Here is a 12,073-nt window from a genome sequence, read left to right as displayed (position 1 = left end):
CTGCCCGGCGAAACCCTGAGGTGTCGGCGCACCTCCGGACTGCCAGCTCGGCGGACGCTCGCTGATCGGACTGGGAATTGTCAGACAGCCCCTAGTACTGCAACCACATGTGCGGGTCATGGCCTCGTCGTTGGTAGTGGCAGCGGCGGGCTCGGGCTTGGCTGCGGCGTCGGAAGTGTGACCAGTGCAGGCGGTGTTCGTTGGGGTGGCAGCGGGGCGTGACGACGACGTGTCCGATCAGTCGGCGGATCTCCGGGACGCTGAGGGGTATGAGCTCTTGCTCGTCGTCTTCGCTGCCCCTTTTGCGGCTCTGCGGCGCGGGTGGCGGTGAGGTAGGCGAGGGCGGCCATCGCGAGGGTGATGTGCCGGTACCAGGCCCGGTAGAGACGGACTTGGTAGTGGTCCAGGCCGCATTCGCCCTTGGCGATCTGGAAGCATTCCTCCACCTGCCACCGTGCGCCGGCGGTCCTGACCAGGTCTTTCAACCGGGAGGTGACGGGGCCGTAGCAGACGTGGTAGGCGATCTCGGTGGGGTCGCTGATGCTGCGGCGGGCCAGGACCCAGTGCCCGAAGCCGTTCTCCCAGACCGGACGGATCTCAATCCGGGCCCAGTCGTAGAACCTGTGGCCGTGCGCGCCCGCACCGGCGGAGACCCGTTTCCATGCCTGCCTGGGCAGGTTGGTGACCAGGACACGTACCTCGGCGTCGGTGCGGTCGGTGGTAGTCACGGTGTCGTTGACTTTGGTGGCCAGCACGTAGGCGACATGTCGTTCCTCCAGCCAGGTCCGTACGTGCTTGACCTGGCCGTATGCCTCATCCGCGGTGACCCAGGCGAAGGGGACACGGGCGTCGATGGCGCGTTGCAGCATCCACTTGAAGTGCTCGATCTTCGTGGCGAAGGGCACCTCGTCGCCGATCCCGGCCGCTCTGCACCGCTCGCGGTCATTGGTCCAGGAGACGGGGATGTACAGCTCCCGGTCGAGCAACGCCCGGCCCTTCGCGGAGGCATAGGCCAGGAACGTGCCGATCTGGCAATTTTCTGTGCGGCCGGCTGTTCCGGAGTACTGCCGCTGAACGCCGGCCGACTTGACGCCCTTCTTCAGGAAGCCGGCGTCGTCCCCGATCAGAATCGCGTCCTTGGTGCCGATCGTCTCGACGACGAAGTCGCGCACGTCGTCACGGACGGCGTTCTCGTCCCAGTCGGCGAAGTTCAGCAGCCGTTGGAAACCGTCCGGGCGACGCTGGCCAGCCTGCTCGGCCAGCGTCCACCCGTTCTTTTCTCCAGCGGTGCGAGCAGCGTACTCAGGTAGTCCAGCGCTCGCTCACGCGGCTCCGACCTGCCAAAACGACCCGAGAACCGGCTATGGAGTCCGGCTATCCCCTCAGGCCAGTCCTCGATCTGCGCGACCGTCAACGATTCATCACACAGTCAGCCCAACGACCAAGGCGAAGCCCCGTCACGCCACATGCGGTTGCAGTACTAGGTGGCGAGTCCTCTGCCACCCATACGAAGTGCTACCGCTGGGCGGAGCATGTCACCAGCCGACCTGCTGCTCCCTTCTTTTGGTCCAGAACGCGGTCGTCGCCCTCCAACAGGAGGCAGTGCGCCACGCCTTTGCCAGTAGGCACGACCTTGAGGCGTGGAGTGTGGCCGCCGTCCTCCTGGGTGCTCCATGTCGCTCCGCTCACCTTGGCCGGCGCGCTTACCGCGCCGTTGAGACCATCGGTGTAGTCGTGCCTGACAGATTGCAGGTTGCCTCCTTCGGTCCAGGCTTTGTACGTCACGGCGGGCCTCTCGGCACCGCAAGCCGTCAGGAGTCCGCAGGCGACAGCCAGCCCCGCCATCGTGGTGATGAGCTTCGTGGCTGCTGGTATGGGGAATGTGGGCATGATGTGGCCTCTCGGTCAGTGAGTTCAGTGGGGTGTGGGGTCGGGGAAGGACCTGTCGCCGAAGAGGACTCGGCTTGCCGCGGCCCGTCCGAACGGTGTGCGTAGCAGGGTGAATCCCGCTGCTGCGGTGGCAGGCGTCCGTACGCGGGCCAACATCCCGCGCAGCATGAGTCGTCCGCGGAAGTGGGGGCGGAGCGCGGCTCCGTCGTAGTGGGTCATGGTGTCCGGATTTCCGGTGCGCAGTGCGTCGTCGAGGACCTCGGCCGCGAGCTGTGACTGCCGTAGGCACGGGTCCAAGCCGCCGGCGGTGAGCGGGGAGACCGCGCCTGCTGCATCCCCCACGAGAAGCCCGTCGGCGCAGCTGATCCGGCGCAGCAGGCCGCCGACGGGGATGGGGCCTCCGCGCCGCTCCACCGTTTCGGGACGTTCGATGCCGGTCAGTCCGGGCGCTGAGGCGCTGAACTGCTCCATCGCACGGCGAAGACCGTCTGGATAGCGGTCGGCGTAGCCTGCGACTCCGACGTGGGCATGTTGCCCGTCGTTGATCACCCAGGCCAGATAGCCGGGGGCGAGTGAGGGGTCGAGTACGCAGTGGAAAGTCGGTGGCTGGTCGCTTCCGGGGAGTTCGAAGACCTCTTCGGCGCCGACGATCATGTGGTGGTTGCGGTCGAGAGCGAGGTCGCGGGCGACTCTTGAGCGGGCCCCGTCGGCGCCGACGATGAAGCGGGCCCGGACCGTGGTCGGTCCGTCGCGACCGGCCAGGTGGAAGGTGTTGCCCTGTCGGCCGGCGTAGCGCGTGCCCAGTGCGATGCGTACGCCGGCGTCGACCGCGGTGGCGGCCGTCGCTTCGTAGAGTGGTGCCATGTCGCCCACCCGGTATTCGTCGCGGGGGCTGGTGAGGCTGACCGGGCGGCGCAGGTCAGGAGGGTAGAGGACGACGCGTCGGATCGGTGGTCCGAGGCAGTCGGGAGGCAGCGGGAAGTCGTCGAGTGTCTTCCGTACGAAGATTCCTGTGGTGCGGATCGCGCCGGCAAGGTTCGTTCGTCGTTCGACCAGGAGCACGTCGTGGCCTTGCCGGGCGAGGAGTATGGCGGTGTTGAGTCCGGCCAGGCCGGCCCCGACCACCAGTACGTCGGCACTCTCTGTGCCCGCGAGGCGGTAAGAGGGGCGTGCTGTCGTCATGTCTGCTCTGTTCCTTGTGGAGTCCGTCATCGGTGTGTGCGGCGCGCGGCAGGCGCCGACCGGCGGCGGGCAGCGCGGCCGGGCCTGTGCCGCGATGAGGTGTGCGGGTGTCGTCGTCAGGTCGCCACTCGGGGGCTTGCTGAAGATCAGGCGGAGCGGGTCGCGCAGCAGGGGTGGTCGAGGGCGTCGTACCTGGTGATCGTGTGCAGGCGGTCGGCTACCGGGACTGCGGTCACCGCGGCGGGGAGCCGGCTGGGAGGGATGCTCCGGATTCGTGCGCGCCCCTGCCTCTGTCCCTGTCCCTGTCCCTGGGGTCACCGGGCGCCCAGCGCAGCAAGTCTCCGGGCTGGCACTCAAGCACCTCGCACAACGCGGCGAGCGTGGTGAAGCGCACCGCCCTGGCGCGGCCGTTCTTGAGCACCGCCAGGTTGGCGGGTGTGATCCCCACGTGGTCCGCCAGATCGCCCACGGACATCTTCCGCTTGGCCAGCATGACGTCGATGTCGACGGCGATCGGCATCAGATCACCTCGGCCAACTCGGCCCCCATCTGCGACGCCTCGACGTCGCGTGCGACGGCTTGTGTGAGCAGCATCCGCAGCACGAGCACGATGAGTGCGTTCCCGAAGATCGCCAGGCTGACCCCGCCCAGCAGGGCCACGACGCCCGGGGGCACGAACTCGCCAGGCGCCAGGACCGCTCCGAGCGCGAGCACCAGGAGTGAGGCCGCCACGAACGCGCCGATCACGAGATGGACGTAGCGAAATGCGGCGTGGGAGAACACGGTTCCGCGTTGCACCATCGTCACCAGCCGCCACACGCAGACCAGGACGACCTGGGCCGTCACGACTCCCAGGACCGTGATCACGAGGACCGGAGTGCGGCGGTCCGCAAGGACGCTCTCCTCCCAAGCGCCTGTCAGCATCGCCACCATCACCGCCTGGGCGAACACCGCCCCGGCGTGCAGTGCCACCATCACGGCGCGAAGCGCGAGCACTGTCAGCTTTCCCAAGGTCGCCCCCTCTATCGAATAACGATAGAAAGCTATCGAATTTCGATAGGGGTGGCAAGTTGGGTCCGTCGGCGGGATGCGCCTGTGCGCCTCCCGAGTTCCTCACGCAGTGAGGCGAGCCGCCTCCAGGGCCCACGTGGAGCGGCTGGAGCACGGCACCGAGGGGCAAACTCGATCCGGCCTCCGCGGCGGGGTCGACGCCCGTCCCACGCGACTCCGGCCGCCGCACGGGCAGTCACGGCGAACGAGGCGGAAGGCGCAACGTCCATTCTTGAAGCGCCAGGTCAGCCCGGTCTTCGTTCGCGGGGCCTAAACCCGGATCAGCCATTTGGCTCACCCGCACCCCGGCAGTCATCCTCCGGTCTGACCTTCGGACCGAGGGATGAGGCCGGGTTACGTTTCCGACCCGTAGCGTCATCGCTACGCGGCGACGGGCGCAACGCGCACCCACACGCGTACACGCCATGCGCCGCGGCGCGCTTGAACCGGAGGGCGGTGAGCGGGCCGTGGGCGCCAGGTCCTAGGTTGACGGGCCATCCGCTCCCGGCCCCGATATGTCTCTCCGCACCCGTCACATGCCGGGCCCGGGGCTCCGGCCTGCGGGGAGGGGCTGTTCCGCCCAGATGACCTTCCCCTCGCGGGTATGTCGGGTGCCCCATTGGCTGGCGAGCTGGGCTACCAGCAGCAGGCCGCGGCCGCCTTCGTCGAATGTGCGGGCACGCCGCAGATGCGGGGCGGTGCTGCTGGCATCGAAAACCTCGCAGATCAGGGTTGTCTGGCGGATCATGCGAAGTCGGATAGGGGCCTTGCCGTAGCGGATGGCGTTTGTCACCAGTTCGCTGACGATGAGTTCTGTGGCGAAGGCCGCGTCATCAAGCCCCCAGATGGCGAGCTGTTCGCGCGCGTAGGTGCGGGCGTCGGAGACGGTCACTGGATCGGAGGGGAGGTCCCACGTCGCGACGTGGTCGGCGCCGAGAGCTCGGCTCCGTGCCAGAAGGAGGGCGACGTCGTCGGAGGGGCGACTGGGCAGCAGTGTGGCCAGCAGCAGGTCGCAGGTGTCCTCCAGCGACGCCGGGGCCTGGTCGAGGGCGTCGCGCAGCTGGGCGATTCCGGCGTCTGCGTCACGGGCACGGCCTTCGATGAGGCCATCGGTGTACAGGGCCAGGAGACTGCCTTCCGGCAGTTCGCACTGGGTTGTCTCAAAGGGAAGCCCGCCGAGGCCCAGGGGCGGGCCGATCGGAAGGTCCGGGAAGTCGACTTTGCGTGCGGTCGAAGCGCTGTCCGTAGTCCCGGGGGCCACCACGACCGGCATGACGTGCCCGGCGCTGGACAGGGACCACAGGCGGGAGATCGGGTCGTAGACCGTATAGAGGCAGGTGGCACTGATCTCGTCCGTGTCTGGTTCCTGCTCGCCCTGGTGGCGAATGACGACGTCGTCCAGGTGGGTGAGGAGTTCGTCGGGTGGCAGGTCGATGTCCGCGAGAGTGCGAACGGCCGTTCGCAGTCGGCCCATGGTGGCTGAGGCATGAAGTCCGCGGCCGATCACATCGCCGACGACGAGGGCAACGCGGGCTCCGGACAGCGGTATCACGTCGTACCAGTCCCCGCCCACCTCCTGGTGGGCTCCGCAGGGCAGGTAGCGGGAGGCCGTCTCGACTGCGGGCAGTTCAGGCACGTGGTGCGGCAGCAGACTGCGTTGCAGGGTGAGCGCGGTGGAACGCTGGTGGGTGTACCGACGGGCGTTGTCGATGTACACCGCTGCTCTGGACGCGATCTCCTGGACCAGCAGCAGGTCGTCGTCACTGTAAGGGGCAGGGGTGCGGTGGCGGACGAACTGTACGAGACCCAAAGTGGTGCCACGGGCACACAACGGCCCTACGAGCAGGGAGTGGAAGCCGTAGGTGCTCGGGAGGCGCCCGTGATCGGGGTGCCCGGTCAACCACGCCGGGGCGTTGGTGGCTGTGAGGCGCAACCGCAAGGGGCTTCCGGTCGCCAGCGCGCGGGCCGGCTCCGAGTCCTGCGGGTAAGTGTGTGTCTCATCTGGTCCGACGACGGATTCCGGGCAACCCTCAAGTACGGACTGTTGGGCGATCCGGCGCAGCGTCGACAGGCCCGGCGAGGGGTCCGTGCCCTCGCCCTGGAGCACGGAGTCGAGCAGGTCGACGGTGACGAGGTCGGCGATGTAGTCGGTGCCGACGCTTGCCAGTTCCTGGGAAGTACGGGTGACGTCGAAGGTGGTTCCGATGCGTACAGTGGCCCCCTTGATGACAGAAAGTCGCCACTGAAGCCGACGCTCCCGCTCTCTTGGTACGCATCTATTACCTGTTTCGCGATGCGGTCGTTGAACTCGAACGCCACCGCACTCAGTTTGATCGCTGCCGCGCTGAGCAGCTCGGGATTCTTCGCGAGCCGTGCCAGCTCTTCGAGCGTCCACTGAAGGGTGCGGGCCAGGCCGATCCGATAGGCATGCAGCATTTCACTGACCCGTCCACCACGCTGAGCGAATCCACGAGCGGACTCGACGGCGGCAGGCGGCGCTCTGATCGCCGTCACATCGAAGCCGTGCTCAAGGACATCCAGCCAACAAGTGAAGTGTTCGGAAAGGCTGAGTGTCAGGGCGGTGTCGTCCCCCTCCCACAGTGAGGGAATCTCGCTGCGGAAGCCCTCGAACAACGCATCGATCAGCTTCTCCGCTCGGGGCTTGAGACTACGAGCGGCGCTACGCAGGAAGGCATCGGCATTCGGCGCCACAATAGAAATATAAAGCCAAGGAGGTGAGTGTGCATTCCTCCCTGGCTATCAGAAGAGTGGCCTTGGTGCCGCGGCCATGCGCGACGGCTCTCGCCAATCAGCCGACTCCTGGGGTGACTTGCTGCGCGACCGCCCGCACATCGGGACGCTTTCTGCAGGCCCGGACGATGGCGATACATACAGACCGGACGGGCCAGGTCGGATAGGCGCCGCGGCCGATGCCTTCGCGGAGGCGGAGAAGGCCATTTCGTTCGTGCTGTCCGATCCGCAGGCGCAGGAGGTGAGGGAATGGCGCGACGCGGCGGAGCCGCAGCTCGGCACGAAGCTGTGCGGCCGCCTCCAGCCCTTCCAGGACCGTGACGAGCAGGCCGTGCGCGAGGGCGACGCCGCCCGACTCACCTGGGTCTGCCCGGGCAGGCACGGCCGGTGGGGACGCATCTGTGTGCTGGACGAGGGTCACGAGACCTCGGAGTAACCGCACCGGGGGCACAGCGAGGGGCATCCGGCTTGCCCGCGCCCAGCTCCAGCGGCCGCACGCCCGGTCTGGCCCACCGGCGCGGAGCATGATGGGTGAGGGCACAAGCACGGTGCTGCGGGCAGTGCGGCCTCGCCCCGGCTCTCCAGGCGGGTCTGCTGAGCTTGCCACGACGACTCTTGGCGTTCGAGATCAGCTGCTGCTGGCGTCGATCAGCCAGTACTGGCCACGGCGGACGGTGCACGGACCACTAGTGCTTTAACAGCACGGCCCCGATCCGGATGCCGGAGTCGGGGCCGCATTGTGTCTGCAAGAGGTTTCCGAGTTGTGCGGTGCCTCCCTGGATAAACTACCGAAACGCCAGGGAAAAGACGAGGTTTATGAGTTGACTCGCAGCGGTGCTGACGGCATTCGTGATGGTGCTCGTGTAGCTGGCGCCATCGCTACATCCCACCTGGCCTTGCTGATTCGTCGAAGCCACCTGGCTATCACTGGTCTGCTCGAAACCGGACGATGAATCGCAGCTCGTGCCGTACATGTTGTAGGTGGCGTTCGCGTGAACACCTCCGAGGGTGTATACGGCCGTGATCTTGTCGTTCCCGGCGTTGGCGTACGAACCCTCGTCGCCGTCCGAGAATGCGTAGGCACCCATGTTGTAGCCGGTGTACCTGCGCAGCGTTACCGTTGCGACTATCTTGCCCGCCGGGAGGGTTGCCGTCCTGCACTGTTGGACCGGGAAGGATTCGATGGCGTGATGCCCCGTGGTCACGGTGTCGTCGGCGGGGTTCTCCTTGATTTGGTAGTCGATGGTTGCCCTGGCCGCGTAACCTCCCCAGTTGCAGACGGTGATCTTGTTGCTGCCCAGATCGATCGCAGCGCCGTTCGTCAGGTTGGGCAGCTTTGCGCCGTCGGCAGTGGCGATGGACCACTGCTGCTTCGTGCTGCCGCCGTCGCAGGTGCTCACGCCCACCGGGGTCCCGCTACTCACCTCTCCTGTGGGGGCGATGCACATGTTGTCCCCGACATGGCGGATCAGAAAGTAGTTCGCCCCGTCGCTCGCCGGCTGCAGAGTCCACGTTCCGGACGTCGGGCACGGCTGCTCGTTGAACAGTCCATTGGACGGCTCCGCGAGACAAACAGTGGTCCCTTCATCGGTGAGCTTCAGGTTGAACGATCCGTCGGAGGTCGGGGCAAGGGTGAACTGTTGACTCGACGCGGTGTTTGACGATCCCAGCTGTTCTGTTGCGGCAGGTCCAAGCTGGAGGGAGTTCGGCCCGTTCTGGTGACACGGAGGGAATCCAGAGCCATCTGGGACCCCGCCGTCAGACCATGGCTCCGCATGTTCAGGGTTTTCGCACAGCATCGGGGCGATGTGCTTAAAGCTCAGGCCGCTGTTGTCCCTTGGGCTGATGGAAACGTAGAGGTCGCTCGTTCCGCTGTCCGCGTGAGCGATGGTGGGGGTGATCGGGGCGATAACGGTCACCAGAGCGGCGAAAAGTGCGGCCAGTATTCTGGAGGTCGCACGCGCTGGAAGGCAGCGTTGACTGAGTGCGGGCATAATCCTTGCCTTTGCCTCACGGGATGAACGAAGGGGGTAATGCGGGAATCGTCTGAGGCGTTTCCGTTCCAGCAGAGCCGTTCACGCACCATTGGGTCCCGGGTGGGGCGGACCCACTTTGCTCGGGTGCCCAGGTGAGTGGCGCTGCGGAGGTGCTGCCACGGCTTCTGCGCCGGTGAGCGCAAGGGACCGTGGAGGGTCTTTCCAGGATCTCCGGGCATAGACCGCAGGTCAGCAGGCAGAATGTAACGCTGCGGCACTCATGCGCACCACCGTAGGAATACTCGATCTATACCCGCGTCCCGCCTTTCTGGGCCCGGGGGGGGGGCGGTCGGGCAGATACCGCCGGCGTCGATCAGCCAGTACGGACCGTTGCTGCTGATGCCCCTGCGCGGCGCGAGCAGGTCGACGGTATAGCTCCCGCCGGAAGCTCAAGGGAGGGAGCAGTGCGGTGATCGCGGCGCGGGTGTGGCCTGCGAGGCCGCGCGGGCCGCGCGCCAGTCCCCACCGGTCGGCCGCGCCTCCTCCCGCAGCCACATCGGCCGGCGGTGATCGGCTGACAACTGGCACTGACGGATGGCGCTCACCTGTTGCTCCAGAACTCGTGCCTGCATCCCGCGCCGGCCGGGCGGGGTGCAGGCCAGGGCGGCTTGGGTCAGCCGCGGTAGCTCTCTTGGCGGGCGAAGTCGGATATCTCGACGGCTTCGAAGGCTTCGGTGTAGCGCAGGGGGCGGACGGTGTCGACGTTCCAGACGTAGAACGGCAGCCGGGTGCGCGGGTTGGCATGGCGGACCTGGTCGGGGCCGTGGTTCATGCCGGCCGGTGTGACGCTCGCCAGCCCCGCCGGCGGCCCGGCCTGGTCGCCGTCGCCGGTGCCGAGGAAGACGAACAACTCGTCGTAGTCGACGTTGCGATGGGCCGGCTGCGCCTTGTCCGCGTCGTCCGCGGTCTGGGTGGGCCGGGGGGCCATGGTGACGAACCAGTTCTGCCCGGCCTGGAAGGTGGCGTGTGCCACCGGCGGTATTTCGAGGCGTTCGCAGGAGAGCGGGCGGAGGTCTGCCAGGCGCAGCCGGAAGGGGGCCAGGGTGCCGGTCCAGCCTTCCACGTCGGCGGGGTCGAAGGCGTAGAAGATAGACGACAGTTCGCCCGCGCGCTTGACGAGCACCTCCCACTCGCCGGCCGGACTCTGCGCGGAGGGCACGGTGATGCCGGCGTCGAGCCGGGGGACGTCGAGGACGCCGCGGTCGAAGGGCAGGAAGTGCCCCAGCAGCCCCCGCTCGGGGAGCGTGATCGGCTCCCGCGTCTCCACCACGTAGGTGACATGCTGCTCGGCGCCGGGGTCGGGGACGATTCGGTAGTTGGTGCCCTTGGGGATCACCAGGTACTCCAGCGGCCCGTACGCGAGGGTGCCGTAGTCGGTGACGAGGGCGCCGCTGCCCGACTGGACCAGCAACAGGGTGTCGCCGTCGGTGTTGCGGAAGTAGTACGGCATCGGCGCGGTCCGCTTCGACACCGAGACCGTGATGTCCTCGTTGAACATCAGCGGCGTCGGCAGGGCCCGCTCGTCATGTTCGTCGGCGGCGGGAACGTCGGTGAGCCGGATGCCCCGCGGCCGGATCGGGCCCTCCACCCGCAGCCAGTCCGTGGTCGGGTGGGCGTGGTAGAGCTGAGAGACATCGCCCTCGAACCCCTGACGGCCGTGGTGCTCCTCAAAAGTGCCCTCCGGCACCCGGGCATGGGCCTGGCGGGAGATCCGGCCCTGAACATGCTTCGCGAACATAAAGCGACTCCTCCTTGGGCGCCCGGCAAACGCCAAGTGCCCCATCTGGTAGGCGAGTTAGAGGTAGGCGTGGCGTGGCGGCCGGGCCGGAGACGGGCCCCGCCCTGCCACACCCGTGCCAGGCGTGGCGGCGACGCAGCCCCGACCGCGCACCGCATCTCGCGGGGCCGGTGGGTATGCGCGGCCACTGGCTAGCCACGTCACCAGCCTTTGATGCAGCGATCAACTGCTGGACGACTCCTTTGGTTTGCGCCCCGCTGGCGCCTTTCACTCCACGAGTCAACAACCACAGCGTGCCGCCGGTCCAACACCGTTCAACGGACACGTGACAGCCTCAGACTGTTACGGTGAGGGTTTGTGGACCTCGACCTGCGCCAGGTGCGCTACGCCGTCACCCTCGCCGACGAACTCCACTTCGGCCGGGCCGCGGACCGGCTCACCATCGCCCAGCAGACCCTCTCCGCCCAGATCAGAACCCTGGAGAAGCGACTCGGCGTCCCGCTGTTCACCCGCGACCGCCGCCACGTCGCCCTCACCCCCGCCGGCGAGACCTTCGCCGAACGCGGCCGACGCCTCCTCGTCGACGCCGAGCGCCTGGTCAACGAGATCACCCACATCTGCACACCCCTGCGCATCGATGTCGTCGCCGAGGGCCTTCCCTCCACGCTCCTCGTTCATCACCTGCGCACCCAGGCCCCCGACCTGCCGTTCGAGGTGCTCCAGAGCCACGGCCTGGCCGCAGCACTGCCCCGCCTCCTCGCCGGCGACCTCGACGTCGCCTTCGGCCGCCCCTTCGGCCTCGGCTGCCCCCTCGGAGCCGCCCTCGCCACCATGCCCGTGGGCCTGGACCCCATCGGCGTCATCATCCCCGCCGACCACCCCCTCGCCGACCGGGACGAGGTCCCCCTCGCCGCTCTCGCCGATCACCCGCTCCTGATTCACTCAGCGGACGAGTCCGCCGAGTGGCACGACTGGGCCGATCAGGCGGTCGCTGCCTTCGGCCTGAAGGTGGCGACACACGTACGCGGTCACGGCCGCACCTCCGCTCTGGCCGCCGTCCAAGCCCTCCGCCACCCGGCCTTCGGCCGCACCTCCACGCACCTCCCCGACGACCTCACCGCCCGGCCCCTGACCGACCCCGTCCCGCTCTACCCCTGGCACGCCGTCTGGAACACCACCACCGCGCACCCCGCCCTCAACCGCGCCCTGGAACTCATCCACACCTACGCCCGGACCCACCACTGGCACCGTCCCCCGAGCACCAACTGGTGGCTCCCGAAACCCGATCGCGTGGGACCTGAGAGTCGACTCCACGGTCTGTCGCAACCATGAGCATGCGGCTGGGGCTCGCAAGCAGGGGCCGACAGGCTTTGTCGTCGGTTCAGGGCGTGGCGGGTGGTGGGCGCCTATGTCGACCGGACCGCCA

Annotated in this window: 9 protein-coding genes and 2 pseudogenes; 3 read left to right on the top strand and 8 right to left on the bottom strand. The window is 67.7% G+C overall.

Annotation, left to right across the window (positions count from 1 at the left end; translation table 11 throughout):
• Positions 1 to 116: 116 nt before the first annotated feature.
• From ACGFN2_RS19550 to ACGFN2_RS19525, 6 genes and pseudogenes are all read right to left on the bottom strand, one after another.
• Positions 117 to 1,399, bottom strand: a pseudogene (locus ACGFN2_RS19550) (IS701 family transposase).
• Between the two features lie 515 nt (positions 1,400 to 1,914).
• A complete protein-coding gene (locus tag ACGFN2_RS19545) occupies positions 1,915 to 3,072 on the bottom strand; it encodes an FAD-dependent oxidoreductase (protein WP_393362020.1) in 1,158 nt (385 codons plus the stop codon).
• 232 nt (positions 3,073 to 3,304) lie between these two features.
• Positions 3,305 to 3,592 carry a helix-turn-helix domain-containing protein gene (locus ACGFN2_RS19540; protein WP_393362017.1) on the bottom strand — a complete coding sequence of 96 codons (288 nt, stop codon included), beginning with the start codon at positions 3,590 to 3,592 and terminating at the stop codon, positions 3,305 to 3,307.
• The gene (locus ACGFN2_RS19535; protein ID WP_393362014.1) at positions 3,592 to 4,083 is read right to left on the bottom strand and encodes a DUF2975 domain-containing protein; all 492 of its coding nucleotides are present in this window, start codon (positions 4,081 to 4,083) and stop codon (positions 3,592 to 3,594) included. The genes ACGFN2_RS19540 and ACGFN2_RS19535 overlap by 1 nt, the downstream gene beginning before the upstream one ends.
• Before the next feature lie 571 nt (positions 4,084 to 4,654).
• Positions 4,655 to 5,839, bottom strand: coding sequence for a SpoIIE family protein phosphatase (locus tag ACGFN2_RS19530; RefSeq protein ID WP_393362043.1), 1,185 nt, complete (start codon positions 5,837 to 5,839; stop codon positions 4,655 to 4,657).
• 51 nt (positions 5,840 to 5,890) lie between these two features.
• Positions 5,891 to 6,229, bottom strand: a pseudogene (locus tag ACGFN2_RS19525) (GAF domain-containing protein); the annotation flags it as partial.
• Between the two features lie 158 nt (positions 6,230 to 6,387).
• Here ACGFN2_RS19525 and ACGFN2_RS19520 point away from each other — a divergent pair.
• Together ACGFN2_RS19520 and ACGFN2_RS19515 are read left to right on the top strand one after the other, a co-directional pair.
• Positions 6,388 to 6,726 carry a hypothetical protein gene (locus tag ACGFN2_RS19520; RefSeq protein ID WP_393362011.1) on the top strand — a complete coding sequence of 113 codons (339 nt, stop codon included), beginning with the start codon at positions 6,388 to 6,390 and terminating at the stop codon, positions 6,724 to 6,726.
• A 361-nt stretch (positions 6,727 to 7,087) separates the two neighbouring features.
• Positions 7,088 to 7,309, top strand: coding sequence for a hypothetical protein (locus ACGFN2_RS19515; RefSeq protein ID WP_393362009.1), 222 nt, complete (start codon positions 7,088 to 7,090; stop codon positions 7,307 to 7,309).
• A gap of 349 nt (positions 7,310 to 7,658) precedes the next feature.
• Here the strand turns inward: ACGFN2_RS19515 and ACGFN2_RS19510 are convergent, their stop codons facing one another.
• Positions 7,659 to 8,867, bottom strand: a complete 1,209-nt coding sequence (locus tag ACGFN2_RS19510) for an RICIN domain-containing protein (protein ID WP_393362006.1) — start codon at positions 8,865 to 8,867, stop codon at positions 7,659 to 7,661.
• Between the two features lie 655 nt (positions 8,868 to 9,522).
• On the bottom strand, positions 9,523 to 10,647 hold the full coding sequence (locus tag ACGFN2_RS19505; RefSeq protein ID WP_393362003.1) for a homogentisate 1,2-dioxygenase: 1,125 nt from the start codon (positions 10,645 to 10,647) through the stop codon (positions 9,523 to 9,525).
• Between the two features lie 357 nt (positions 10,648 to 11,004).
• On the opposite strand from ACGFN2_RS19505, the gene ACGFN2_RS19500 reads away from it, so the two are divergent.
• The gene (locus ACGFN2_RS19500; RefSeq protein ID WP_393362000.1) at positions 11,005 to 11,979 is read left to right on the top strand and encodes a LysR family transcriptional regulator; all 975 of its coding nucleotides are present in this window, start codon (positions 11,005 to 11,007) and stop codon (positions 11,977 to 11,979) included.
• Positions 11,980 to 12,073 lie beyond the last annotated feature (94 nt).

Origin of the sequence: Streptomyces sp. NPDC048612, assembly GCF_043199295.1 — a bacterium.
GTDB lineage: Bacteria > Actinomycetota > Actinomycetes > Streptomycetales > Streptomycetaceae > Streptomyces.
This window is presented reverse-complemented; position numbering and strand designations above follow the sequence as displayed.

What these genes read in the sequence shown, in the direction of transcription:
- ACGFN2_RS19510 (WP_393362006.1), bottom strand. Translation starts at nt 8,867, where the DNA reads ATGCCCGCACTCAGTCAACGCTGCCTTCCAGCGCGTGCGACCTCCAGA.
- ACGFN2_RS19545 (WP_393362020.1), bottom strand. Translation starts at nt 3,072, where the DNA reads ATGACGACAGCACGCCCCTCTTACCGCCTCGCGGGCACAGAGAGTGCC.
- ACGFN2_RS19540 (WP_393362017.1), bottom strand. Translation starts at nt 3,592, where the DNA reads ATGCCGATCGCCGTCGACATCGACGTCATGCTGGCCAAGCGGAAGATG.
- ACGFN2_RS19505 (WP_393362003.1), bottom strand. Translation starts at nt 10,647, where the DNA reads ATGTTCGCGAAGCATGTTCAGGGCCGGATCTCCCGCCAGGCCCATGCC.